Source organism: Streptomyces sp. NPDC079020, from assembly GCF_044542225.1.
Lineage (GTDB): Bacteria > Actinomycetota > Actinomycetes > Streptomycetales > Streptomycetaceae > Streptomyces.
In genome coordinates, this window is sequence record NZ_JBITUB010000008.1 from 229,835 (window position 1) to 253,532 (window position 23,698).

A 23,698-nucleotide genomic window follows, 5' to 3' on the forward strand; every position below is an offset into this window, starting at 1 on the left:
GCGGACCGCGCCACTGCGCCGACGTACGGAAACTCGCTCGACACCGCCCGCCGCCGCCCGGCAGAGTCCCGTCATGACGCCTCGACACTGGCCCCTGTACGGCCTCAGCATCCGCACCCCCCGCCTCGAACTGCGCCTCCCCGGGACCGAGTTGCTCGACGAGCTCGCGTCGGTCGCCGCCGACGGGGTGCACGCGCCGGACGCCATGCCCTTCACCGTGCCGTGGACCGACGGTTCGCCCGAGGAGGTCGGGAGGGCCGTGTACCTGCATGTGCTGGGTACGGTGGCGAACTGGTCGGCGGAGAACTGGGCGTTGAGCCTCGCCGTTCTGCACGAGGGCGAGGTCGTCGGGCGACAGGACGTGGCGGGGCGGGACTTCGCCGTGACCCGGGAGGTCACGACCGGTTCCTGGCTGGGGCTCGCGCACCAGGGGCAGGGCATCGGCACCGAGATGCGGGCCGCCGCGCTCCATCTGGCCTTCGCCGGGCTCGGGGCCCGGTGCGCCACGTCGAGCGCGATGACCGACAACCCGCGTTCGCTCGGCGTCTCGCGGCGGCTCGGTTACGTACCGGACGGCCTGGAGGTCACCGCCGTACGGGGCAGGGCCGTCACCCTGCAACGGCTGCGGCTGGAGCGGGCCCGCTGGGAGGAGCGGCGCAGCGTCCGGGTCACCGTCGAGGGACTCGACGCCTGCCGGGGGGACTTCGGCGTATGACGCTGCTGGTGCACACGTATCCGCCGGGCGAGGGCGGGGCCTGGGACTTCCTCGACGATCCGCCGGACGGGCGGGACATGGCCGGGTTCGAGAGCTGCCGTACGCGGCTGCGGGGTGCGGAGCCGGCCAGGGCGCCGGGGGTCCGTTTCCTGCCCCGGCCCGCGACGGACATGCTGCTCGTCGAGCCCGGGGAGGTCGCGGAGTTCCTCGCCGAGTGCGGGCTGCTGCGCCCGCACCCCGGGGCCCCGGCCGCGCACGGCGGCTACCGCGAGGACTACGTCGCCGTCCGGCCGGCCAACATCGCCGCCGCGGCGGAGCGGGCCCGCGCGGTGGGCGGCGGTGAGTTGCCCACGGCCGGGACCGGGTTCGATCTGCTCTCCGGCCACGCCGAGAAGTACCTGGGGGGGCTCCCTTGTCCGCGCTTGCTGAGCCGAGCGGCTCCACCTTCGCCGTCCGCCCGCTCGATCCCTTCAACGACACGGTTCTGGTGCACCGTTGGGTCACCCACCCCGGGGCGGCCTTCCGGCCGGTGCGAGGCGTCAGGCTCCAGGACGCCGAGCGGGAGTGCATGGCGATCGCCGCCCACCCGCACCACGACGCGTTCATCGGGCTGCACGACGGGGAACCCGCGTTCCTGATGGAGCGCTACGACCCCGCCGAGGCCGGGTTGAAGGGCCTGTACGAGGCGGAGCCCGGCGATGTCGGGATGCGCTTCCTGGTCGCGCCCACCGATACCGGGATGCCCGGCCGCACGCCCGCCGTGCTCACCACGGTGCTGGAGGCGCTCTTCGCCGACCCGGCCGTACGCCGTGTGGTCGTCGATGCCGATGCGCGCGACAGCACCGCGCACGCCCTGCACGGGTCGGTGGGCTTCGAGGCACTGCGGGTGATCGGAAGGCCGGAGAAGAGCGCCCTGCTCAGCGCCTGCACCCGGGATCGGTTCCAGGCCGCGACCGCCGGGGTCCACCGCTGATGCCCGCCCCCCTCACCGGCAGGGCCCGCCCGCTTCCCGGCGGACGGCCCGGCCACCGGACCACTACAAACAGACCGCTCTGCTGCGGAACGCCCGACGGATCCGGCCATGTGTGGCTGCCGGACCTCGTGCTCCTCGGCAGGGGCCGCCGCTCCCCGCGCGGAGGCGACGCCGCGACCGGTCGCCGCTCCGCCGCGCCGGTCTCCCCCACCGGACCGGGGGCGGGCCGGCGCGGGTACGGCCCTCCGCCACCTGCGCCGATCCGGAATCCCGCCGGACGCACCGCGCTCGTCCCTCGGCCCGCGCCGCACGCGCGGGCGTACGCCGGGGGCCGTACCGGGGCGCCCGGAGGGGCACTCCTCGGCCCTGGCCGGAACCGCGTACCGGCTGACCAGGGAACCGGCCACCTCCGGCGGGCTCCGGGCGACCGGCTTGCGAGGGCCGGTTCCGGCGGCCGGGTCCCGCCCGTCGCCCGTGCCGTGAGAGGCACCGGGCCCTGACAGGCCCCCACAAACACCGGTGAGCGCCCGGATCCAGGCCCTACGGGCGCTCACCGCTCACCTTCTTCGTACGCGTGGCCGTACTCGCGCCCAGCCGTACCCGTACGCCTGCTCATGCCCCGGCTCTCGCGCCTTCCGACGCGTACGGCGCCGGCTCCGGCCGGTCACCGCCCGTCCCACGGCACCTGCGGCGACCGGTAGAAACCGATGCCGAGCGCGGTCATCCGCGGCCCCTGGGCGGCGAGCCGCACCTTGTACGTCTCCCAGTCGTGCGTCGCCGCGGGTGACCATCCCAGCTCCGCCACCCCCGGCAGCCGGGGGAAGGCCATCTGTTCGATCTCCGTGCTGTCGGTCAGCGTCTCCGTCCAGAGCGGCGCCTCGACGCCGAGGACGGAGTCCTCCGGAGCACCGGCGAGATACGCCCCCGGATCCCAGTCGTAGGACCGCCGCACCTCGACCAGCCCGGCCCAGGACAGCCCCAGCTCGGTGTCCTTCGTGTACTTCATGTCGAGGTAGGCCCGGTCCGCGGGCGACAGCACCAGCTCGGTGCCGGCCCTGGCGGCGTCCACCACCTGCTGCCGCTCGGCCGCGCTCGTCCGGTCGTAGCCCCAGTACTGCGCCACGGCCCCTTCGACCGGGGCGGCCCCGGTGAGCTGGTGCCAGCCCATCACGGTCTTGCCGTACTTCCCCACGATCGCCTGGGCCTTCGCCATGAACGCCGTGAAGTCCTCGTCGCTGGTGGAATGCGCCTCGTCGCCGCCGATGTGGAGGTACTTCCCGGGCGTGAGAGCGGCCAGCTCGCGCACGACGTCGTCCACGAAGTCGTACGTCACGGCCTTCGGGACGCACAGCGAGCTGAAGCCGACCTCGGTGCCGGTGTAGAGCGGCGGCGCGATGCCGTCGCAGTTCAGCTCGGCGTACGAGGCGAGGGCGGCGTTGGTGTGGCCGGGCAGGTCGATCTCCGGGACGACCTCCAGATGGCGGGAGGCCGCGTACCGGACGATCTCCCGGTAGTCGTCCTTGGTGTAGTACCCGCCGGGCCCGCCGCCGACCTCGGTGGAACCGCCGTAGGTGGCCAGCCGGGGCCAGGAGTCGATGGCGATGCGCCAGCCCTGGTCGTCGGAGAGGTGCAGATGGAGCTTGTTCAGCTTGTAGAGGGCGAGCTGGTCGATGTACCGCTTCACCTCGGCGACCGAGAAGAAGTGCCGCGAGACATCGAGCATCGCGCCCCGGTAGGCGTAGCGCGGGAAGTCGGTGACGGTACCGCCCGCGATCCGCCAGGGCCCGTCCTGGCGGCTGTCCTCCTCCACCCGGTCCGGGAGCAGCTGCCGCAGTGTCTGGACGCCGTGGAAGAGACCCGCCGGCTCGCGGGCGGTGATGGTGACGGAGCCCTGGGCGGACCGCAGGCGATAGCCCTCCGCACCCAGGCCGGGGACGCCGTCCCCCGGATCGAGCCGGATGCCGTCCGGGCCGTCGCGGTCGGTGACCGGCAGCGCGAAACCGGTGGCGGGCCGCAGGAGGTCCGCCAGATACGCGCCGATCTCCCGGACCTCGGGGGAGCCGCCGACGGCCCGGATCGTGGTCGCGGCGGTGATGGCGTACGGGGACCCGCCCGGCACCACCGCGGCGGGGACGGGCACGAGCTGCCCGAGCGGCCGGGGGGCGTCCGCGCGCCCCGGGCCCGTACCGCCGCCGGGCGCGGCTCCGATGCCCGAGACGCCGGCCGCCACGACGAGCAGCAGCGATCCGAACAGGCGGGGAAGCGTTCTGTGCTGTGTCACAAGCCGGTCCCTTCGACGGGGTCACCTGCGCTTCTACCGAGCAACCGAACGGTCACCATCCGTATCGCGAGGGTCACGGACCCGTCAAGGACTAGACCAAGTTCGGCATGGGCTGCTGGCAGAATCACCGGCATGGCGGAAATCATCCAGCGCGACGGAACATGGACCTTCGACGGCGAGACGGTGCGCATCGTGCCGGGCGGAAAGGCTCATCCGGTACGCCAGGTCCTCGGCGAACTCGCCATACCCGTACAGGCGTTGGCGGGCATCTCGTTCGAGTCGGAGCGCAAGGGCGGCCGGTTGCGGCTGCGGCTGCGCGGCGGGGCCTGCCCGGTGCTGCTCGCCGCGGAAGGGCGGCTCAAGGACGGCGCGGACCCCTATGTGCTCACGGTGGAGAAGGACCGCACGGGTGTCGCCGAGTACTTCGTCGACGAGGTACGCAACGCTCTGCTGATCGAGCAGGTGCCCGAGGGTCCGGTGGACCGCTTCCTGCTGCCGGGCCCGTCGCTCCCGGTGTCCGGCGGCGGCGGGGACGGCACGGCCTCGTTCGACGGGGAGACCGTGCGGCTCACCTGGAACTGGAAGGCCGAGGAGTCGAAGACCGCCGGTGGCGCGGTCTCCTTCCCGGTGTCGGCGGTCCGGGGCGTGCGCTGGCTGCCGGCCATCGGCCTGGAGAACGGCTACCTGCGCTTCGAGCTGGACCGCGGGCCGTCCACGGCGCCGCCGAAGTTCGACCCGTACTCGCTGGACCTGTGGGGCATGTCGAAGAAGGAGAACACCGCGGTCCTGATCGCGGCGGCGGTGCTGATGCGGCTGACGGACACGCGCAAGACCCTGGGCGCGCCCGCGGAGACCGCCGCCGCACCGGCCGCGCTCCCTCCCACTTCCCCCGCCGCTCCCCCTTCCCCCGCCGCCCCCGACCCCGACGATCACGACGCACTGCTGCGCAGGCTGCGCGAGCTCGGCGAGCTGCACCGGGCGGGGGTGCTCACCGACGAGGAGTTCGGCGCGGCGAAGCAGGCCGTACTGAAGCGTCTCTGACCCGATGAGCACCGCTTCCGCCAACCCCTGCCCGATTTCGGGCAGATTTCTTGCATAAGCGTTCCGCTCCGCGCAGTATCGACGGGTGCTTGAACGCCGCTCGTCGCACGACGACCTCATCGACCACCTCGTACGCTCCAGCGCGCTCCAGCGCGGTGAAGCGGCCCGGGTGATCCTTGACGTGCTCGCGTACTTCGACGAGACGACGGACGACTTCGTCCGGCGCCGCCACCGCGAACTGCAGTCGGGCGGCCTGGTCAACGCGGAGATCTTCGAGCGGATCGCGGCCGAGCTGCCGCACCGCGCGGTGGCGCCGCCGGAGCTCTCGCTCCGCCAGCTGCGCCGCATCGTCTACGGCTGAGCACGGTCTGAATCTTTGTACGTCGATGGAGGGGCAGAGACTCTATGTGCGGAATCGTCGGTTATATCGGGAAGCGTGATGTCGCCCCGCTGCTGCTGGAGGGCCTGCAGCGGCTGGAGTACCGGGGTTACGACTCCGCGGGCATCGTCATCACGGGCAAGGCGGCGGCCGGCAGGCCCGGGACCCTGAAGACGGTCAAGGCCAAGGGCCGGGTCCGCGAGCTGGAGTCCCGGGTCCCCAAGCGGTTCGCCGGGACGACCGGGATCGCCCACACCCGCTGGGCCACCCACGGCGCCCCGAGCGACGAGAACGCCCACCCCCACCTGGACGCCGACAACAAGGTCGCCGTCGTCCACAACGGCATCATCGACAACGCCTCCGAGCTCCGTGCGAAGCTCGTCGCGGACGGGATCGTCTTCCTCTCCGAGACCGACACCGAGGTGCTGGTCCACCTGATCGCCCGCTCGCAGGCCGCCACCCTGGAGGAGAAGGTCCGCGAGGCGCTGAAGTCCGTCGAGGGCACGTACGGCATCGCCGTCCTGCACGCGGACTTCAACGACCGCATCGTCGTCGCCCGCAACGGCTCCCCCGTCGTCCTGGGCATCGGCGAGAAGGAGATGTTCGTCGCCTCCGACGTCGCCGCGCTGGTCACCCACACCCGCCAGATCGTCACCCTGGACGACGGCGAGATGGCCACCCTCAAGGCCGACGACTTCCGTACGTACACCACGGAGGGCTCGACCACGACGGCCACGCCCACCACGGTGGAGTGGGAGGCCGAGTCGTACGACATGGGCGGCCACGACACGTACATGCACAAGGAGATCGCCGAGCAGGCCGACGCCGTGGACCGGGTGCTGCGCGGCCGGATCGACGACCGCTTCTCCACCGTGCACCTGGGCGGTCTCAACCTGGACGCCCGCGAGGCGCGGGGCGTGCGCCGGATCAAGATCCTCGGCTGCGGCACCTCGTACCACGCGGGTCTGATCGGCGCCGGCCTCATCGAGGAGCTGGCCCGCATCCCCGCGGACGCCGAGCCCGCCTCCGAGTTCCGCTACCGCAACCCGGTCGTGGACCCCGACACCCTGTACGTCGCGGTCTCCCAGTCCGGTGAGACGTACGACGTGCTCGCCGCCGTCCAGGAGCTCAAGCGCAAGGGCGCGCGCGTCCTGGGCGTCGTCAACGTCGTCGGCTCCGCGATCGCCCGCGAGGCCGACGGGGGCATGTACGTCCACGCGGGCCCCGAGGTCTGTGTCGTCTCCACGAAGTGCTTCACCAACACCGTCGTCGCGTTCGCGCTGCTCGCCCTGCACCTGGGCCGCATCCGTGACCTCTCGGTCGCCGACGGCAGGCGGATCATCGAGGGCCTGCGCAAGCTGCCCGAGCAGATCGGTGAGATCCTGGAATCCGAGGACGAGATCAAGAAGCTCGCCGAGGAGTACGCGGGCGCGCAGTCGATGATGTTCATCGGCCGTGTGCGGGGCTACCCCGTCGCGCTGGAGGCCTCCCTCAAGCTGAAGGAGATCTCGTACATCCACGCCGAGGCGTACCCCGCCTCGGAGCTGAAGCACGGCCCGCTCGCGCTCATCGAGCCGGAGCTCCCCACCGTCGCGATCGTCCCGGACGACGACCTGCTGGAGAAGAACCGGGCGGCGCTGGAGGAGATCAAGGCCCGCAGCGGACGCATCCTCGCCGTCGCCCACCGCGAGCAGGAGAAGGCCGACCACACCATCGTCGTACCGAAGAACGAGAACGAGCTGGACCCGATCCTGATGGGCATCCCGCTCCAGCTCTTCGCGTACCACACGGCGCTGGCCATGGGCCGTGACATCGACAAGCCGCGCAACCTGGCGAAGTCCGTCACGGTGGAGTAGCCGCCCCGCGCCGCACCCGCCGCGACGCCCGGCAGCGGCGCCCGGCAGCGTGCCCGAAGGGGACCTCCCGCACGGAGCCGCCCCGTACCCCTTCCCCGGGGTGCGGGGCGGCTCCGCGTTCCGGAGGGGCACCCACCCCGCCCGGAGCGATCCAGCGGTCAACCAGGCGCCTTCCAGGGCCATGTGACGCCCCGTCCGCCCCACGGCACACCCGATGCCCATGCGTGCCGCCCGGACGGGGCCGTTCCGGCGGGGTCAGGGGATGACGATGACCGGGCGCTGCGCGCGGCGCGCGAGACGGCCCGCCACCGAGCCGAAGATCCGGCCGACGATGCCGTGCGTGGAGCCGACGACGATGGCGTCGGCCGAGTACTCGCGGCCGACCTCCTCCAGTTCGTGGCAGATGTCGCCGCCGCGCTCGACCAGCACCCAGGGCACCTCGGAGAGATAGTCCGCGCAGGCCAGTTCGAGGCCGAGGACCTCGGTGCGGTGATCGGGCACATCGACGAACACGGGGGGCTCGCAGCCCGCCCAGACAGTGGTCGGCAGCCGGTTGGCGACATGGACGATGATCAGACCGGAGCCGGATCTGCAGGCCATGCCGATGGCGTACGCGAGGGCCCGTTCACTGGATGTGGAGCCGTCGAATCCGACCACGACGCCGTGGCGGAAGGCGGGATCGCAGGAATGGCATGTTTCTTCGACCGTCTGCGGCTCCGACAGTGCGTCGGCTACCTGCTTGCGGTCTGCGGGTTCAGGGATTTCGTGACCGGCCATCGATGTCTCGGCGAAGAGAGTCCTCGTGAGGAGGGAGCGGCTTGGGGAGGTGCATCAGCGAGCGGTGTAGCTGTGTCCGGGAATCATCTTCCCAACCCCCTACCCCCAAGGGTACGGCGCCACTCCTCCGCTGCCCAGACCCCCGCAAAAGCGCGCGCGACGTTGGAGGGAGCATGCCCGAGGCGGCCCCGGATGGCAATGCCGGTTGCGTCTTACACCGAGCGGTTCGGCGGCTGGAGGAGGCCGGTCGCCCTGTTTTGGGGGCCGCACGGAAGCGCTCGAAAGTGAATCGGCGTACCGGGGAGTGACCCCTTCGAACGGTCTCCGTTAGCCAGATCGTCACACCGTGCCACCGCACCGCCACCTCAGGGAGCAAAGCTGTGCCGACCCCGCCGGGACCCTCGTCCGAGCAGAGCCGCGAGACGGCGTCCGATCCGGCGGGCGACGGTGTCCGCTGGGCGGTGTTCGGGGGTCTGCTCGTCCCGGCGGTCCTGGTCGTCTACGGCGCGTCGGTCGGTAATGCCACCGTCTCCACGCTCGGTCTCGTCTCCGTCACCGCAGTGTGCCGGCTGCTGTTGCGCCGGTCCGAACGCGCCACCCTCCGGGCCGCCGAAGGAGCACGGCGGAGCGGCCGTTAGGAGCGCACCGCAGCGGCCGTGAGGCGAGTAGTTGTGCGCCCGGCGTGACCGGAACCGCTCGCACAACCACCACTTTTCAGCCAACTTCACATCTGCGCCGAATCCTTGGCGATATGGCCGACCAACCCACTTGCCGCCAGGCAGGAAGAGACCGCGCGGTACGCTTTCACCCAACGCGGACGGGCCATGATCGCGAGGCGCACTTCCCTGCGCGGCTCGCGAGTGGAACGCTTCGTGATCGAATGCTTCGCGCCAAGTTGCCTTGTCGACATAGTGCCGGTGGGGGAACGTGTTCACGTCGGGACTGCGGGACACAGTAGATTCGATCATGGGTATCGATGGCTGGGGACCCGTGCAATACCGAGGGGAAACGTGCAGGAGCGACAGGCCCGTAAGGACCAGGGAGACGCGAACACCGAGGGGGGCTTAGCGTCATGAGCCAGGACTCCGCCACCGCAACGGAGGCCGCACGAAAACTGACCGGGCGGCGACGCCGGGAAGTCGTAGCCGTGCTGCTGTTCAGTGGTGGCCCTATCTTCGAGAGCTCCATCCCGCTCTCCGTTTTCGGAATCGACCGGCAGGACGCGGGAGTTCCCCGCTATCGCCTGCTGGTCTGCGGCGGCGAGGAAGGGCCGCTGCGTACTACGGGCGGACTCGAACTCACCACGCCGTACGGCCTGGAGGCGATCAGCAGGGCCGGCACCGTGGTGGTGCCCGCCTGGCGCTCGATCACTTCACCGCCGCCCGCCGAGGCACTGGACGCGCTGCGCCGCGCCCATGAGGAGGGTGCCCGCATCGTCGGACTGTGCACCGGGGCCTTCGTGCTCGCGGCCGCAGGTCTGCTGGACGGCCGCCCGGCGACCACGCACTGGATGTACGCACCGACGCTGGCCAAGCGCTATCCGTCGGTGCATGTCGATCCGCGTGAGCTGTTCGTCGACGACGGCGATGTGCTCACCTCGGCCGGGACGGCTGCCGGGATCGATCTCTGTCTGCACATAGTGCGTACGGATCACGGCACGGAGGCCGCCGGGGCACTGGCCCGCCGGCTCGTCGTACCGCCGAGGCGCAGTGGCGGCCAGGAGCGCTACCTCGACAGGTCTTTACCTGAAGAGATCGGCTCCGACCCGCTCGCCGAGGTCGTGGCCTGGGCCCTGGAGCATCTTCACGAACAGTTCGACGTGGAGACGCTGGCGGCGCGCGCCTATATGAGCAGGCGGACCTTCGACCGGAGGTTCCGCTCGCTCACCGGCAGCGCACCGCTCCAGTGGCTGATCACCCAGCGGGTGCTGCAGGCGCAGCGGCTGCTGGAGACCTCCGACTACTCGGTCGACGAGGTCGCGGGGCGCTGCGGTTTCCGCTCCCCGGTCGCGCTGCGCGGGCACTTCCGCCGCCAGCTCGGCTCCTCCCCCGCCGCGTACCGGGCCGCCTATCGGGCCCGTCGTCCGCAAGGGGGAATGGCGGAGGCCTCCACGGTGATCGAGACGGTCGTGCCCTCCCAGGGTTCGCCGTCCGGCCGCCGGGGCATGGCCCCGTCCGGGGCAGGTGCGATGCCGCTCGCGAGCGCGGCATCGACGGGCGCCGGGGACCACTCCCTACCGGGTCCGGACCCGTACGCCCACGGGCGCCCGGCCCTGCCGGGACAGCGGAGCGCCCCGTAGGGTGGGGCGCATGAACGACCGCATGGTGTGGATCGACTGCGAGATGACCGGGCTCTCGTTGGCGGACGACGCACTCATCGAGGTGGCCGCACTGGTCACCGACTCGGAGCTGAACGTGCTCGGCGAAGGGGTGGACATCGTGATCCGCCCGCCGGACGCGGCCCTGGAGACCATGCCCGAGGTGGTGCGGCAGATGCACACCACCTCGGGTCTCCTCGACGAGCTGGCCGGGGGCACCACCCTGGCCGACGCCGAGGAGCGGGTCCTGGCATACGTACGCGAACACGTGAAGGAGCCGGGCAAGGCCCCTCTCTGCGGAAACTCCATCGGCACCGACCGGGGCTTCCTGGCGAGGGACATGCAGACGCTGGAGGGCTACCTCCACTACCGGATCGTCGACGTGTCCTCCATCAAGGAGCTGGCCCGCCGCTGGTATCCGCGGGCGTATTTCAACAGCCCGGCCAAGAGCGGCAACCACCGGGCCCTGGCGGACATCCGCGAATCCATCGCGGAACTGCGCTACTACCGGGAGGCGGTCTTCGTACCGCAGCCCGGCCCGGACTCGGAACGCGCCAAGGAAATCGCGGCGCGCCACGTGCTGCCTCCGGCATAGGACGACAGCCCAGGTCACGGGCCCTCCGGGGCCCGTGGACCGGGCTGGAACAACCGGGGCGCGAGCACCCTCTCGGACCCTGTACACTTTTTCTCGGCCGGTCAGAAAAAGACCGGACGACATGGTGGGTATAGCTCAGCTGGCAGAGCACCTGGTTGTGGTCCAGGATGTCGCGGGTTCAAGTCCCGTTACTCACCCTGATTGATCAAGGCCCGACCTGTGAAAACAGGTCGGGCCTTCTTCATGCCCGGAACTCCGGGAAGGCGGCGGGAACACGGCGGGAACACGGGGCGGCGGTTCGGCCCTGCCGCCCCCCGCTGAGCCGGGAGCTGTCGGGGGTGCGGTGCGAGCGTGGCGAGAAGGGCGACACCGGGGCTGCGCCCGGCGGGCGAGCGGGGCCCGGCGGGTCCTGCTGGCCGGGCGGATCCAGCCGGGTACTGCTGGTCCGGCGGGTCCAGCTGGTCCGGCGGGTCCAGCTGGTCCGGCGGGTCCAGCTGGTCCGGCGGGTCCGGCGGGTCCGGCGGGTCCGGCGGGTCCATCCATGTACGTCAGGTCCAGCTGGTCCGGCGGGTCCATCCATGTACGTCAGGTCCAGCTGGTCCGGCGGGTCCGTCCGGGTCTATTCGCCAGCCGCCGCGTGATCCGGATGCGCTGGTGCGCCGCCGTGGTGGGCGGCGGTGGAGGTGTCGGCCAGGATGCGGTCGGGCAGGCCGGCGTACCGGATGAGCAGGTCGATGAGGTGGTAGCCCATATCCATCAGGGCGCCGCCGCTCACCTCTGCGACACCGTCAGATTCCCGCTCCTTCCCGGCCGGTGAAGAAATTGATCATCTGCTGGGGCGTGGGGTCGTGGGCGACCGCGGCGGCGGCCGCGGCACTGCGGGGAAACATCGCTTGCTCGTACTCGGCGAGGGCGATCCGGATGTCGTCGGGATGTGCGGCGAGGGCCGCGCCGAGCTCGGCGCCGTCCTGCATGGCCAGGCCGGCGCCTTCGCCGTTGGGGGTGGCGAGGTGGGCGGCGTCGCCGAGCAGGGTCACGCCCGGCACCCGCTCCCAGCGGTGCCCCACCGGCAGGGCGTGGAGGGGGCGCAGGACCGGCGCTGTCTCGCCGGCGGTGATCAGGGCGGTGAGTTCCGGTGCCCAGCCGTCGTACTCCTCGGCGATCCGCGCGGCGGCCACGGCGGCATCGGTGAAATCGATGGTGGCGAACCAGCCCTGCGGTTCGGCCAGGGTGATGTAGGCGTGGAGGGTGCCGCCCTTCTCCCGGTGCGCCACGAGCCACTTCCCGTTCCCTTCCGGGTCGAGCGCGACGAGCGTCCCGCCGCCGACGGCTTTCGCGGTGGCCGGGTGCCGGGTGTCGGCGTCGTGCAGGCAGGTCTCGACGAAGGACCGGCCGACGTATGCGGGTGTGGCATCGGAGAGCAGCGGTCGGACGCGTGACCATGCGCCGTCCGCGCCGACCAGGAGGCTCGTGACGGCGGTGGTGCCGTCTGCGAAGGTCACCTCGTGGCGGCCCTCGCCGAGAGCGTGGACGGTGGTGGCCTTGTGGCCCCACCGGACGGTGCTGTCGGGGAGCGAGTCGAGCAGGATCTGCCGCAGTTCGCCGCGCTGCACTTCGGGGCTTGCGCCCGTGCCGTCGTCGGCCTTGTCGAACAGGACGGTCCCGTTCCGGTCGAGGAGCCGTATCGCTTGGCGGCCCTCCAGAACGAGGGCGCGGAACTCGTCCGTCAGTCCGGCTGTCCTGAGGGCGAGTTGGCCGTTGTGCTCGTGGATGTCGAGCATCCCACCCTGCGAACGCGCGGTCGGGGTGGCATCGGCCTCGTAGACCGTGACCGGGATGCCGTGGAGGTGCAGGACGCGGGCCAGTGTGAGGCCGCCGAGTCCGGCGCCGATGATCGTGACAGGAGTGTGCATGGGGCTCCTTGCGTGTCGCACACCTGCCGGGGCCCGACAGGACGCTGGAAGGAAGGCCGGCAGCGTGCCGGGCCACGGCAACTGCTCAGGACATGGCTCGGGACACGGTTCGGGACACGGCTCAGACGACGATGACCCGGCGTCCGCGCGTATGGCCGGCCCGGCTGTCGATGTGCGCCGCCGCGGCCTCGGCGAGCGTGTACGACTTCTCGACCGGGATGTGGAGCTTGCCCCGCGCGATGAGGCCGACGGCCTCCGCGAGCGCTTCGGCGACATTCCCGGTCACGCCGGAGTACTGGGCACCGAACGCCGGCGCCTCCAGGTCGGCGATGGAGACCACCCGCTGCGGATCCCCGGTCAGCTCGACGAGTTCGCGGATCACGCCCGAGCCCGCCAGGTCGAGGGCCGCGTCGACCGCGCCGAACCCGCGCACCCGCTCGACCCAGCCCTCGCCGTACGTCGTGGCGAGGGCGCCCAGGCTCCGCAGGTAGTCCTGGTTGGCGGCGCCGGCCGTGCCGATCACCGTGATGCCGCGGTCGCGGGCGATCTGCAGCACCGCCGACCCGACGCCGCCGGAGGCGCCGCTGACCAGCAGTGTCCGGCCGGGCCGCACACCGGCCTGGCGCATGACGCGCAGCGCGGTCTCCACCACGGAGGGATAACCAGCCGCCTCTTCGAACGTCAGCCCCTCGGGCACCGGAGCCCAGGCCGCCAGCACGGCGAACTCGGCATAGGTGCCTGAGCCCCGCCCGAACACGTGGTCGCCGACCGCGACCCCTTCGACGCCCTCGCCGACCTCGTCCACCACTCCGGCGGCATCCTGCCCGACCCAGGCCGGCAGCTCGATCGGGCGGGTCTTCCGGAACTGGCCTTCGCGGATCCGCCAGTCCACGGGGTTCACGCCCGCCGCCCGCACGGCGAGGCGTATCCGGCCGGGCCCCGCGTGGGGCTCCTCGGCATCGGTGAGGCGCAGGACGTCGGGGCCGCCGAACTCGGCATAGCTCACTCTCTTCATGCCGGCGACCGTAACACTAACCACTAGCTTTTTGGAACGGTTACGGTTTTGCATTTGCTAGCGTCAGGGCATGACCGAGCCCACCGGACGCCGCGAGCGCAAGAAGGCCGCGACCCGCCAGAAGATCGCCGACACCGCCCTGCGGCTCTTCCTGGAACGCGGGTACGACGCGGTGGGCATCCGTGACGTCGCCGCCGAGGCCGACGTCGCCGTCACCACGCTCTTCTCCCACTTCGCCTCGAAGGAAGCCCTGGTCTTCGAGCAGGACCAGGACTTCGAACGCCGCCTCACCCGAGCGGCCACCGGCCGGGCCCCCGGCGAGCCGCTCATCCCCGCACTGCGGCGCGAGACCCAGAACCTGGTGCACCACTGCACGGCGGACAGCAACGCCCCGATCTGGCAGATGATCGACGCGTCACCCGCCCTGCGGGAGTACGAGGAGTCGATGCGGCTGCGCCACGCGGAATCCCTGGCCACGGCCATCGCCGCCGACCTCGGCCTGCCACCGGCCACCACCGCGTGCCGGGCGATCGCGCGGTTCGTGATCGACGCCTACGCGGTGGCCCGCGAGGCGGACGACCCGCAGGCCGCCGTGGACGAGATCTTCCGGATGATCGAGGCGGCCTGGGAGGCCGCCTGATTCTCTGCGAGCGGTACGAGGACTTCCGCCTTGCGGCCTTGCACGCCGAGAGCGCACACCGGACACGCCACGAGCCCGCCCTCCTGAGCAACAGCGGGACACCGAGCACGCCCACGACCGGCCCGCTTCGCCATGGGACGGAGGCCTTTCGCGCGCTGCCCGAGGTCAGGTGCCGGCGGGGGGCTCTGGGTACCGGACATGCTTCTTCAGTGCCTGCTCGGCCTTGTGCCTGTCCTGGCCGGTGGCTCGGGCGTGGTCGGTGATGGCCTGCTGTACGGCGGCAGCTGTGGCCACCGTGAGGCAGTTCTCCTGCTGCTCGGCCCAGGCCGCCCGTTCGAGTTCGATCAGTTCGTCGGTGAGTTCGATATCAGCTACAGGCCGGATCGTACGACGCGCCCCGCGATCGGCCGGTGAGCGAATCGCCGCCCGCCGAAGCGCGGTGGGGACTGCGTCATGCCCCGGTGATCGCCACTTCGTGAGCTGCGGCGATCTTGTCGATACAGGCAGCCAGATCGAAATCGGCTGCGGTGAGCCGATGCCCGGCGTCGTGTGTCGTGGTGGTGAATCGAACGTGATCCCACCGCAGGTCGATGTCCGCGTGGTGCCCGATCAGCCGCTCGACGTCGGCCACGTGCACGATCATCGCGATGCCGCCGTGGTACCGGATCCCGAACGTGCGGGTGATCGTGTCACCGTCCCGTTCCCAGCCCGGCAGCGCCGCCAGGTGTTCCGTGATCTCCCCGTCGGTCAGCGGTTCCTTCCCCACAGTCAGCTCCCCTCGGTCACCGGTGCCAGAACCTCCGAGAGGTCCCGGCCGACCGGGGCATCGTGCCACGGACGCATCGCCCGCTCCAGAGCGGTCAACTCCCGCCGTATGCGGGCCGACCGGGTCTCCATCGCGATCGTCGCCACCGTGCGGGCGATAGTGCAGGGTCGCCGCCGACCGGTCCTGGGCCGCAGGGCACCAGCACTGCCCCGGCATCCACGCCACCGTCGTGGACGGCGCGATCACGGAACGCCTCCACTGCGCCTGCGTATGCCACGGAACACGGAGGAACACCGGATGAACTGCCACCACGACAACGGCGTCCACCCGTTCCCCATCCAGACCGAAACCATGGCCCGGTGCCCCGAGCACGGAATCACCCTCCTGTGGCACGGCGACCCCGTCACCGACACCCAACTCGCCGCAGCCGCAGCAGCGGAGACCCGACTCAACGACCTCCTGAACCTGGCCGAGGAACTACGCGGCGACACCCACAGCCCACCCTGCCGGGCAGCCGCCCAGCCACACCTGTCCGACGGACACACCCGCTGCCGACGCACCGACTGCGCATGCCCCTGCCACACCCGGTGAGCGGCACTGCTCACGCACGAGGTCGGCCGACAGGGTGCCGGACATGCTTGTTCAACGCCTGCTCGACCCTGTACCGGGCCTGCCCGTTGGGCTTTGGCATGCTCGGTGATGGCTTGGTGTGCGGCGGCAGCTGTGGCCGCGGTGAGGCGCTTCTCCTACTGCTCGCCACGGGCCGGACCGTACGACGGGGCAGAGCCCCCTGCGGCGACCTCGTTCTACGATCAACCCATGATTCGCGCAGTCGTTTTCGACGTCGGTGAGTGCCTGGTGGACGAGACCCGCGAGTACGGCACTTGGGCCGACTGGCTCGGCGTACCAAGGCACACGTTCGCCGCCATGTTCGGTGCCGTCATCGCCCAGGGACGGGACTACCGAGAAACGTTCCAAGAGTTCCGGCCCGGATTCGATCTCTACGCCGAGCGCGAGAAGCGCGCGCGGGCCGGACAGCCCGAGACCTTTGACGAGACCGACCTCTACGACGACGTACGCCCCGCCCTCACGCAGCTGCGCGCCGATGGACTGTGGCTCGGCATCGCAGGCAACCAGACCGTCCGGGCCGGCCACATCCTGCGGGGCCTCTTCACTTCCGCCGTCGACCTCATCGGCACCTCGGACGACTGGGGCGCCAGCAAGCCCGACCCTGCGTTCTTCGTCCGAGTCGCCGACGTCGTCCCGCACCACCCCGGCGAGATCCTGTACGTGGGCGACCGCGTCGACAACGACCTGCGACCCGCCGTCGCAGCCGGGATGCACACGGCGCTCATCCGGCGCGGCCCCTGGGGCACCGTTCAGTGGCACACCGCTGAGGCCAGGGACCTGCCGACGTTCCGGATCGAGTCCCTGGCCGAACTACCCACGGCCATCCAGAAGTTCAACGAGCGAGCGCGCTCACGGTCGTAGCCCATCCGTACAGTCGCTCGTCCAGGTCCCGCACACACTGATCGTGCTGATTGTGGGGCCAGGGCACACAAGTCCCCCCGGTGGGACAGGCACAGCTCCCACCACGTCCTTCACCGGGGATGCAGTGCCGGCCCTGCTCCCTTCACCGTGTGCGTACGGTCCCGGGGTTGTACGCGGCGATCCGCGTGAGGGGCTCTTCGGCACCTGGGCCATCGCCGTGTCCGGCCACGCCCGGCTCCTCGCGGTGCACGCCCGCCGTCACGACGAGTCGCGTACCACCAGCTCTGTCGGCAGCACGATCCTCGGGCGCTCCTGCTGGCGGCCCGCGATCTCGTCCAGGAGGACCCGGGCCATCGTGCGGCCCATCTCCTCGATCGGCTGGCGGACGCTGGTGAGGGCCGGGTCCATGTGGCGGGCGACGACCGAGTCGTCGAAGCCGACCAGGGCCACGTCGTCGGGGATGCGGCGGCCTGCCTCGCGCAGGACCTGGCGGGCGCCGGCGGCCATGACGTCGGAGGCGGCGAAGACCGCGTCGAGGGCGGGGCGGCGGGACAGGAGTTCGCGCATGGCGTGGGCGCCGCCCTCCTCGGTGAAGTCGGCGGGGGCGATGAGGCGTTCGTCGGGGGCCAGGCCCGCCTTCGCGACAGCCGCGCGGTAGCCGTCCAGGCGGCGTTGCGCACCGTAGACCTCAAGGCGGCCGGTGATCGTGGCGATGGAGCGGCGGCCCCGTGAGACCAGGTGGTCCACCGCGGCCCTCGCGCCCTCGAAGTTGTCGGAGTCCACCGAGGCGAGCGGTTCGGCGGCGTTTCGGCGGCCGCTGATCACGGACGGCATCCCGAGCTGTTCGAGCAGGTCGGGCAACGGGTCGTCGGCGTGCACCGAGACCAGCAGGACGCCGTCGACACGGTGCGCGGTGAGGTACTGCGCGAGCCTCCGGCGTTCCCGGTCGCTGCCCACCAGGGTGAGCAGCAGCTGCATCTCGGTGTCGGCGAGCGCGGCGCCGACACCGCGCACGATGTCGGAGAAGTACGGCTCGGCGAAGAAGCGGGTCTCGGGCTCGGGGACGACCAGTGCGATGGCGTCGGTGCGGTTTCCCGCGAGGGCCCTGGCCGCGCGGTTGGGTACGTATCCCAGCTCCGCGACGGCCGCCTCGACGGCCTCGCGGGTCTGCGCGCTGACCCGTGGCGAACCGTTGATGACGCGGGACGCGGTGCCCCTGCCCACTCCCGCCCGTGCCGCCACCTCTTCGAGCGTGGGCCGCCCGCCGCTCCGTACTCGCCCTGCCGCCATGGCTGCCTCCCCGTTCCCGGTCAATTTCTCACAGCCGCAAAGCCCATCCAAGTTTCGGACGCTTCGCCCCGGCGGGGTGGACCGTGCGGCTTGGGAGCGCTCCCAGCGGTTTCGAGTCTACGGGGTCCCGGATCCGCCGGAACGCCGGAAGACCCCGCCGGTGCGCGGGGCCTTCCGAGGGAGCGGGGCCGGCTCGTGTGCCGGGCGCGTGTGCCGGGCGCGTACGTCAGGCTCGCACCTCCGGCGCCGGGGGCAGCGCGTGGTGGCGGATCACATCGGCGTACCAGTGGGCGCTCGCCTTCGGGGTACGCCGCTGGGTCGCGTAGTCGACGTAGACCGCCCCGAACCGCTTCGAGTACCCGTACGCCCACTCGAAGTTGTCCATCAGCGACCAGAGGAAGTAGCCGCGCACATCCGCCCCGGCGGCCACCGCCCGCTGTACGGCGTCCAGGTGGCCCCGCAGATACGCGATCCGCTCAGGGTCCTCGACCCGGCCCTCGGGGGACATGTAGTCGTCGAACGCGGCGCCGTTCTCCGTGACCATCAGCGGCAGGCCCGGGTGATCGCGGGTGACGTCGAGGAGCAGGTCGTACAGCCCCTCGGGGTCGACCGACCAGTTCATCGCCGTACGCGGCCTGTTCTCGGCGAGGTGGAAGGCGACGTGCTCGGAGCCGGGCCACGGGGAGTGGTCGCTGTTGCCGTGGCCGTCGTTGCGGGTGTCACCGGTGCCCGAGGCGGGCGTGGAGACGATCGTCGGCGTGTAGTAGTTGACGCCGAGCACGTCGACGGGACGCGCGATCTCCGCCAGGTCACCGTCCCGCACCAGCCCGGACCAGTCGACCAGGTGCGCGGTGTCGGCGAGCAGATCCCCGGGGTACTCCCCCCGCAGCATCGGGCCGGTGAAGATCCGGTTCCCCACCGCGTCGATCCGGCGGGCGGCGTCCGCGTCCTGGGTGCTCGCGGTCAGCGGGCGGACCTGGTGGAGGTTGAGGGTGACCGAGAGCTGCGCGGCAGCGGGGAGCCGGTCGCGCAGGATCCCGGCCGCCCGGCCGTGGGCGAGGTTGAGATGGTGGGCCGCGCGCAGCGCGGAGGCCGGTTCGGTGCGCCCCGGGGCGTGCACGCCGGAGCCGTAGCCGAGGAAGGCCGAGCACCAGGGCTCGTTGAGCGTGGTCCACATCCCGACCCGGTCGCCCAGCGCACCGGCCATGATCGCGGCGTAGTCGGCGAAGCGTTCGGCGGTGACGCGCTGCGGCCAGCCGCCCGCGTCCTCCAGCTCCTGCGGGAGGTCCCAGTGGTAGAGCGTGGCGACGGGCGTGATGCCCGCCTCCAGCAGCTCGTCGACGAGCTTGCGGTAGAAGTCCAGGCCGCGCTCGACGGCGGGGCCGCGGCCGGTGGGCTGGACCCTGGACCAGGAGACGGAGAAGCGGTACGCCTTCAGCCCGAGCCGACTCATCAGCGCGACGTCGTCGCGGTAGCGGTGGTAGTGGTCGGCGGCGATGTCCCCGGTGTCGCCGTTGCGGACCTTGCCCGGTGTGCGGCTGAAGGTGTCCCAGATGGAGGGGGTGCGGCCGTTCTCGGCGGCGGCTCCCTCCACCTGGTAGGCGGCGGTCGCCGCGCCCCAGACGAAGCCCGCCGGGAAGGGGGTCTCCCCCGCCGGCCGCTGCGGGGCGGTGCCCGTCGCGGGGGCGGACCCCAGCGGGGCCGAGAGGACGGAGGGGCGGGAGGGGGCAGAGGCGATCGCAGAGACGGAGGAGGCCACAGGGGCGGAGGGGGCCACGGGCGCGGTGGGGGCCACGGGCGCGATGGGGCTGCCAGGGATGGCTGTGTCAGGGCGTACGGCAGTCATGGCGGGAGCGCTCCCAGAAGTGGGTGGGGCAGGGCGGGCGGCAGGAATACGGCAGGCCGGACAGGAGGTTGGCAGGCTGGGGCGGGAAGCGGGCAGAACGCGGGCAGACCGGGCAGGAGACCGGCACACCGGGGCAGGAGACCGGCACGCCGGGCAGGAATCAGGCTCGGAACCGGTCGCGGGAGTCGGGCCGGGACGGTGTCAGTGAACGCGGCGGGGTTCCGTCACCCCTTGACCGCGCCGGACATGATCCCCCCGACGATCCTCTTCCCGAACAGCACGAACACGACCAGCAGCGGCAGCGTGCTGATCAGCGCGCCCGCCATCACGATGCTCTGGTCAGGGGTGTACGAGGCGCTGAGCTGGCCCAGCGCGACCTGGAGGGTCGGGTTCTGCTGGTTGAGCGCGAGATAGGGCCAGAAGAAGTCGTTCCACGCCTGGACGAACGTGAGCATGCCCAGGACCATCATCGCCGGGCGGGCCACCGGAAGCACCACGCTCACCACGATGCGGAAGTTGTTCGCTCCGTCGATCCTGGCCGCCTCGATGAGTTCGTAGGGCAGCGCCTCGATCAGGTACTGGCGCATGAAGAAGACACCGAACGCGCTCACCAGGGTCGGGAAGATCACCGACTCCAGCTGCCCGCCCCAGCCGAGGTCGGACATCATCATGAACAGCGGGACGACGCTGAGCTGCGGCGGAATCGTCAGTGTGGCGATGACGGCGGTCATCAGCCAGCCGCGACCGCGGAAGCGCATCTTGGCGAAGGCGTACCCGGCCAGCGTGCAGAAGAACAGCGTCGCCGCGGTGATCGACGCGGAGACGATGACACTGTTGATGATCGCCCTGCCGAGATTCGCCTGCTCCCAGGCGGTCCCGAGGTTGTCGAACAGTCGCCCGCCCGGCAGGAACGGCGGGGTGGACGCGAGGACTTCGTCCTGGGTCCTGGACGCCGCCACCAGCGTCCAGTAGAGCGGCAGCAGCGAGCCGATGCCGACGACGGCCAGCGCGGCGTAGGCGAACGGGCCGCCCTTCATCTGCTGGCCCGCCCCCATCCGGAAACGGTTCGTACGGTGCGGTGCGCGCGGAGCCTGCGGTGCCGGGAGGACGGGCCGCGGGGCTTTGCTGGGGCTGGTCATGGTCATGGAATCGCTCCCCGGTCAGGCCGCTGAGCTGCGTACGAAGCGGCCGATGAGCCAGTTCACCGCGGCGATGATGAGCAGGAGGGCGAGCATCGCCCAGGCCACTGCGGCGGCCGGGCCCAGATGCCCGAGATTCCAGCCGTAGTTGTAGAGGTAGACGCTGAGCGTCTCGTACTGATTCTCGTTGCCTCCGGTGGCTCCGAGCGCGCCGCCCTCCAGGAGCAGGGGCTCCCCGAACAGCTGCATCGAACCGATGGTCGAGATGACGATCGTGAAGAGGATCGTCGGCCGCAGCGAGGGGATGGTCACCTTGCGGAACTGCTGCCAGCGCGACGCGCCGTCGAGCGAGGCCGCCTCGTACAGATCGTTCGGCACCGCCTGCATCGCGGCCAGGTAGATCAGGGCGTTGTACCCCGTCCAGCGCCAGATCACGATGACGGAGATGGCGATCTTCGACGTCCAGTGCCCGTTCGCCCAGTTGGTGTCGCCGAATCCGACGAACTGGAGCGCCCAGTTCAGCAGGCCGCCGTCCGCACGGAAGACCAGCGCGAAGACCAGGGCCGCGGAGGCCACCGACGTGGCGTACGGCGTGAGGATGACGGTGCGCCAGAACGTGCTGGCCCGCAGCCGGTAGTTCAGCAGGTGCGCCAGGCCCAGCGCGACCAGCAGTTGCGGAACGGTCGAGATGACCCCGATCAGGAAGGTGTTGCTGACCGCCGTCCAGAACTCGGAGTCGTGCAGGATCCGGTCGAAGTTCCCCCAGCCGACCCACTCCATCCGGTCCAGGCCGGTCATCTCCACCCGGTGCAGGGCGATCCAGCCCGTGTAGATGAGCGGGTAGAGCCCGAAGGCGGCGAAGACGAGGAAGAACGGCGCTATGTACGCGTACGGGGACGCCTTGTCGTCGAACCGCCACAGCCGGCTCCGCCACAACTGGCGTCGGGCGTCGCGGTGTTCGCGCCCGGGATCACCGGGTGGCGGGGCGTGCGTGTCCCGGGTGGGGGTCGAGGTTGCCACGGGCGGGAGTCCTTCCCAGGGGTGCGCCGGCAGGACGACGCGAGGAACGGCCGGACCGGAGAGACGAAGACGGAGAAGACACAGACGGGATGCGGATGCGGACGCGGACGCGGACCCGGACGAAAGTCGGGGCGGCGGGTGTCAGTGAGGACGCGAGGCGCGGCAGGGATGTGGACGGGCCGCTCGGGTCCCGCCGGTGCGGGCGGCCCTCTTCAGGCGGCCCGCACCGGCGACGGGTCAGCCGATCGCCTTGTCGATCGCCCTGGTCGCCGCGTCCCAGGCGTCGTCCGGGTTCGTGCCGCGCTGCTCCATGTTGTTGATCTGGGTGGAGATGGAGTCCTTGATCACGCCGTCCTTCGGGCCGAGGACCGCCTCGGGGATGGACGTCGCCTCATCCGCGTAGATCTGGCCGATCGGGGCGTTGTTGAAGTACGGGAGGGTCGCGTTCTTCACGTCCGGCAGCTCGTACGCACCCTTGTTGGACGGGAACACACCGATCGCCTTGAAGACGGCCGCCTGCTGCTCGGGGGCGGTCAGCCACTTGACGAGCTTCATCGCCTCGTCGACGTTCTTCCCCGACTTCGGCACGGAGAGGAAGGAGCCGCCCCAGTTGGCGGCCGTCGCACCGGGGGCACTGGTGATGTCCCACTTGCCCTTGTTGGCCTCACCGGCGTACGTCGAGATCTGTCCGGCCATCCACGCCGGGCACACCACGGTCGCGGTGGTGCCCCTGCGCAGGGCCGCCTGCCACGGGTCCTCGAACTGGGCGAGGCCCTGGGTCAGCTTCTTCGACGCGGCCTCGGCGGCCAGGTCCCAGCCCTGCTGGACGCTGGGGCTGTCCTGATAGACGGGCTTGCCGCCCTCGTCGTAGTACTGCTTCGCGTTCGAGCTGACCACGGCGTTGAACATCGCACTCGCGGAGTCCATGAAGTACGTGCCCTCGGGCGCCTTCTTCTTGAACTCCTCACCGAGCGCGAGGAAGTCCTCCCAGCCCCCGGCGGTCCGCTTCGCGATCTCGGTGCGGTCGGTCGGCAGTCCGGCCTTCGCGAACAGCTCGGTGTTGTAGCAGAGCGACATCGGGCCGATGTCGGTCCCCGCGCCGATCACCGCACCGCCGGGGGCCGTCGCCTGCTTCTCCTTCCACGACACCCACTCGTCTACGTCGATCACCTTGCCGAGATCGGCGAACGCGTCCGCCTTGGTGTCGACGATCTCCTTGATCCGGCCGACCTCGATGCCCTGGACGTCCGCGAGCCCACTGCCCGAGTTCAGCTGCTGAAGCAGCTTGGGGTAGTAGTTCTTCTCCTCGGCGGTGGTGTCCTCCTTGACCGTGATCCTCGGGTTGAGCTCGTGATACTTCTCGAAGAGGCCGGCCTCCTTGTACCCGAACTGCCCGAAGTCGGCGACGGTCAGCGTGATGTTCCCGTCGGCGTCAGCGCTGTCGCCGGAATCCGACGAGTCGCTGCACGCGGTGAGCAGCAGGGCGGTGACGGTCAGGCCCGTGGTGGCCACGATCGCGGTTCTGCGGCGTCGGCCGGCGACGCTGCGGGTGATGCGCATTCCACTACTCCTTGTTCCAGGGTGGGACTGGCGGTGCTCCGTGAGGCCGGTGCGGCGGCGCGGACGACGCCAGGTGGTACTGGG

At 71.0% G+C, this 23,698-nt stretch carries 24 protein-coding genes and 1 tRNA gene; 13 read left to right on the forward strand and 12 right to left on the reverse strand.

Translation table 11 applies throughout. The annotated features are described in order from the left end of the window. The first annotated feature begins 73 nt into the window (after positions 1-73). Positions 74-715 carry a GNAT family N-acetyltransferase gene (locus ACIGJO_RS19020; protein ID WP_399959378.1) on the forward strand — a complete coding sequence of 214 codons (642 nt, stop codon included), beginning with the start codon at positions 74-76 and terminating at the stop codon, positions 713-715. Between the two features lie 412 nt (positions 716-1,127). Further along, positions 1,128-1,688, forward strand: a complete 561-nt coding sequence (locus ACIGJO_RS19025) for a GNAT family N-acetyltransferase (protein ID WP_399959380.1) — start codon at positions 1,128-1,130, stop codon at positions 1,686-1,688. 664 nt (positions 1,689-2,352) lie between these two features. Here the strand turns inward: ACIGJO_RS19025 and ACIGJO_RS19030 are convergent. Then, positions 2,353-3,969, reverse strand: a complete 1,617-nt coding sequence (locus ACIGJO_RS19030) for a beta-N-acetylhexosaminidase (protein WP_399959382.1) — start codon at positions 3,967-3,969, stop codon at positions 2,353-2,355. 132 nt (positions 3,970-4,101) lie between these two features. Here ACIGJO_RS19030 and ACIGJO_RS19035 point away from each other — a divergent pair, with 132 nt between their 5' ends. From ACIGJO_RS19035 to glmS, 3 genes are all read left to right on the forward strand, one after another. After that, a complete protein-coding gene (locus ACIGJO_RS19035; RefSeq protein WP_399959384.1) occupies positions 4,102-5,010 on the forward strand; it encodes a DUF4429 domain-containing protein in 909 nt (302 codons plus the stop codon). A gap of 85 nt (positions 5,011-5,095) precedes the next feature. Next, entirely contained in the window at positions 5,096-5,371 is a 276-nt protein-coding gene (locus ACIGJO_RS19040) for a hypothetical protein (RefSeq protein ID WP_266931243.1), read from the forward strand. Between the two features lie 44 nt (positions 5,372-5,415). After that, positions 5,416-7,245: a glutamine--fructose-6-phosphate transaminase (isomerizing) gene (glmS, locus tag ACIGJO_RS19045; protein WP_399959387.1), complete on the forward strand. Its 1,830-nt coding sequence runs from the start codon at positions 5,416-5,418 to the stop codon at positions 7,243-7,245. A 255-nt stretch (positions 7,246-7,500) separates the two neighbouring features. Here the strand turns inward: glmS and ACIGJO_RS19050 are convergent, their stop codons facing one another. Continuing rightward, positions 7,501-8,022: a universal stress protein gene (locus ACIGJO_RS19050; RefSeq protein WP_399959389.1), complete on the reverse strand. Its 522-nt coding sequence runs from the start codon at positions 8,020-8,022 to the stop codon at positions 7,501-7,503. A 380-nt stretch (positions 8,023-8,402) separates the two neighbouring features. Between ACIGJO_RS19050 and ACIGJO_RS19055 the strand changes: the two genes are divergently transcribed. From ACIGJO_RS19055 to ACIGJO_RS19070, 4 genes are all read left to right on the forward strand, one after another. Further along, positions 8,403-8,660, forward strand: a complete 258-nt coding sequence (locus ACIGJO_RS19055; protein WP_399959391.1) for a hypothetical protein — start codon at positions 8,403-8,405, stop codon at positions 8,658-8,660. A gap of 434 nt (positions 8,661-9,094) precedes the next feature. Then, positions 9,095-10,321 carry a helix-turn-helix domain-containing protein gene (locus ACIGJO_RS19060; protein WP_399959393.1) on the forward strand — a complete coding sequence of 409 codons (1,227 nt, stop codon included), beginning with the start codon at positions 9,095-9,097 and terminating at the stop codon, positions 10,319-10,321. A 10-nt stretch (positions 10,322-10,331) separates the two neighbouring features. After that, positions 10,332-10,934, forward strand: a complete 603-nt coding sequence (orn, locus tag ACIGJO_RS19065; protein ID WP_266931249.1) for an oligoribonuclease — start codon at positions 10,332-10,334, stop codon at positions 10,932-10,934. A 124-nt stretch (positions 10,935-11,058) separates the two neighbouring features. Then, a tRNA-His gene (locus ACIGJO_RS19070) sits at positions 11,059-11,131 on the forward strand. 422 nt (positions 11,132-11,553) lie between these two features. Here the strand turns inward: ACIGJO_RS19070 and ACIGJO_RS19075 are convergent. The 3 genes from ACIGJO_RS19075 to ACIGJO_RS19085 form a co-directional block, all read right to left on the reverse strand. Then, complete coding sequence (locus tag ACIGJO_RS19075) at positions 11,554-11,709, reverse strand: hypothetical protein (protein WP_399959395.1); 156 nt, start codon at positions 11,707-11,709, stop codon at positions 11,554-11,556. 13 nt (positions 11,710-11,722) lie between these two features. Next, the gene (locus ACIGJO_RS19080) at positions 11,723-12,847 is read right to left on the reverse strand and encodes an FAD-dependent oxidoreductase (RefSeq protein ID WP_399959397.1); all 1,125 of its coding nucleotides are present in this window, start codon (positions 12,845-12,847) and stop codon (positions 11,723-11,725) included. A gap of 121 nt (positions 12,848-12,968) precedes the next feature. Further along, positions 12,969-13,862 (reverse strand): NADP-dependent oxidoreductase, encoded by an 894-nt coding sequence (locus ACIGJO_RS19085; RefSeq protein WP_399959399.1) that lies wholly within the window; start codon positions 13,860-13,862, stop codon positions 12,969-12,971. Positions 13,863-13,932: 70 nt separating this feature from the next. Between ACIGJO_RS19085 and ACIGJO_RS19090 the strand changes: the two genes are divergently transcribed. Continuing rightward, complete coding sequence (locus ACIGJO_RS19090; RefSeq protein ID WP_399959401.1) at positions 13,933-14,502, forward strand: TetR/AcrR family transcriptional regulator; 570 nt, start codon at positions 13,933-13,935, stop codon at positions 14,500-14,502. A 198-nt stretch (positions 14,503-14,700) separates the two neighbouring features. Further along, a complete protein-coding gene (locus tag ACIGJO_RS19095) occupies positions 14,701-14,916 on the forward strand; it encodes a hypothetical protein (RefSeq protein WP_399959404.1) in 216 nt (71 codons plus the stop codon). 37 nt (positions 14,917-14,953) lie between these two features. Here the strand turns inward: ACIGJO_RS19095 and ACIGJO_RS19100 are convergent, their stop codons facing one another. Together ACIGJO_RS19100 and ACIGJO_RS19105 are read right to left on the reverse strand one after the other, a co-directional pair. Further along, on the reverse strand, positions 14,954-15,268 hold the full coding sequence (locus tag ACIGJO_RS19100) for a 4a-hydroxytetrahydrobiopterin dehydratase (RefSeq protein ID WP_399959406.1): 315 nt from the start codon (positions 15,266-15,268) through the stop codon (positions 14,954-14,956). Between the two features lie 2 nt (positions 15,269-15,270). Next, positions 15,271-15,414 (reverse strand): hypothetical protein, encoded by a 144-nt coding sequence (locus tag ACIGJO_RS19105; protein ID WP_399959408.1) that lies wholly within the window; start codon positions 15,412-15,414, stop codon positions 15,271-15,273. Between the two features lie 151 nt (positions 15,415-15,565). Between ACIGJO_RS19105 and ACIGJO_RS19110 the strand changes: the two genes are divergently transcribed. After that, positions 15,566-15,859 (forward strand): hypothetical protein, encoded by a 294-nt coding sequence (locus ACIGJO_RS19110; protein ID WP_399959410.1) that lies wholly within the window; start codon positions 15,566-15,568, stop codon positions 15,857-15,859. A 228-nt stretch (positions 15,860-16,087) separates the two neighbouring features. Then, positions 16,088-16,759 (forward strand): HAD family hydrolase, encoded by a 672-nt coding sequence (locus ACIGJO_RS19115; RefSeq protein WP_399959412.1) that lies wholly within the window; start codon positions 16,088-16,090, stop codon positions 16,757-16,759. A gap of 258 nt (positions 16,760-17,017) precedes the next feature. Here the strand turns inward: ACIGJO_RS19115 and ACIGJO_RS19120 are convergent, their stop codons facing one another. The 5 genes from ACIGJO_RS19120 to ACIGJO_RS19140 form a co-directional block, all read right to left on the reverse strand. Next, positions 17,018-18,049 carry a LacI family DNA-binding transcriptional regulator gene (locus ACIGJO_RS19120; protein ID WP_399959414.1) on the reverse strand — a complete coding sequence of 344 codons (1,032 nt, stop codon included), beginning with the start codon at positions 18,047-18,049 and terminating at the stop codon, positions 17,018-17,020. A gap of 226 nt (positions 18,050-18,275) precedes the next feature. Next, the gene (locus ACIGJO_RS19125) at positions 18,276-19,745 is read right to left on the reverse strand and encodes a GH1 family beta-glucosidase (RefSeq protein WP_399959740.1); all 1,470 of its coding nucleotides are present in this window, start codon (positions 19,743-19,745) and stop codon (positions 18,276-18,278) included. 374 nt (positions 19,746-20,119) lie between these two features. Further along, complete coding sequence (locus tag ACIGJO_RS19130) at positions 20,120-21,040, reverse strand: carbohydrate ABC transporter permease (RefSeq protein ID WP_399959416.1); 921 nt, start codon at positions 21,038-21,040, stop codon at positions 20,120-20,122. Positions 21,041-21,055: 15 nt separating this feature from the next. Continuing rightward, positions 21,056-22,054 (reverse strand): carbohydrate ABC transporter permease, encoded by a 999-nt coding sequence (locus ACIGJO_RS19135; RefSeq protein WP_399959418.1) that lies wholly within the window; start codon positions 22,052-22,054, stop codon positions 21,056-21,058. A 237-nt stretch (positions 22,055-22,291) separates the two neighbouring features. Continuing rightward, positions 22,292-23,614, reverse strand: a complete 1,323-nt coding sequence (locus ACIGJO_RS19140) for an ABC transporter substrate-binding protein (protein WP_399959420.1) — start codon at positions 23,612-23,614, stop codon at positions 22,292-22,294. Positions 23,615-23,698: the final 84 nt, after the last annotated feature.

Bases quoted from the DNA above. Each gene is read 5' to 3' on its own strand.
- ACIGJO_RS19115 (WP_399959412.1), top strand. From the start codon at position 16,088: ATGATTCGCGCAGTCGTTTTCGACGTCGGTGAGTGCCTGGTGGACGAG.
- ACIGJO_RS19090 (WP_399959401.1), top strand. From the start codon at position 13,933: ATGACCGAGCCCACCGGACGCCGCGAGCGCAAGAAGGCCGCGACCCGC.
- ACIGJO_RS19050 (WP_399959389.1), bottom strand. From the start codon at position 8,022: ATGGCCGGTCACGAAATCCCTGAACCCGCAGACCGCAAGCAGGTAGCC.
- ACIGJO_RS19130 (WP_399959416.1), bottom strand. From the start codon at position 21,040: ATGACCATGACCAGCCCCAGCAAAGCCCCGCGGCCCGTCCTCCCGGCA.
- ACIGJO_RS19080 (WP_399959397.1), bottom strand. From the start codon at position 12,847: ATGCACACTCCTGTCACGATCATCGGCGCCGGACTCGGCGGCCTCACA.
- ACIGJO_RS19095 (WP_399959404.1), top strand. From the start codon at position 14,701: ATGCTTCTTCAGTGCCTGCTCGGCCTTGTGCCTGTCCTGGCCGGTGGC.
- ACIGJO_RS19060 (WP_399959393.1), top strand. From the start codon at position 9,095: ATGAGCCAGGACTCCGCCACCGCAACGGAGGCCGCACGAAAACTGACC.
- ACIGJO_RS19140 (WP_399959420.1), bottom strand. From the start codon at position 23,614: ATGCGCATCACCCGCAGCGTCGCCGGCCGACGCCGCAGAACCGCGATC.
- ACIGJO_RS19120 (WP_399959414.1), bottom strand. From the start codon at position 18,049: ATGGCGGCAGGGCGAGTACGGAGCGGCGGGCGGCCCACGCTCGAAGAG.
- orn (WP_266931249.1), top strand. From the start codon at position 10,332: ATGAACGACCGCATGGTGTGGATCGACTGCGAGATGACCGGGCTCTCG.
- ACIGJO_RS19035 (WP_399959384.1), top strand. From the start codon at position 4,102: ATGGCGGAAATCATCCAGCGCGACGGAACATGGACCTTCGACGGCGAG.
- ACIGJO_RS19085 (WP_399959399.1), bottom strand. From the start codon at position 13,862: ATGAAGAGAGTGAGCTATGCCGAGTTCGGCGGCCCCGACGTCCTGCGC.
- ACIGJO_RS19110 (WP_399959410.1), top strand. From the start codon at position 15,566: ATGAACTGCCACCACGACAACGGCGTCCACCCGTTCCCCATCCAGACC.
- ACIGJO_RS19020 (WP_399959378.1), top strand. From the start codon at position 74: ATGACGCCTCGACACTGGCCCCTGTACGGCCTCAGCATCCGCACCCCC.
- glmS (WP_399959387.1), top strand. From the start codon at position 5,416: ATGTGCGGAATCGTCGGTTATATCGGGAAGCGTGATGTCGCCCCGCTG.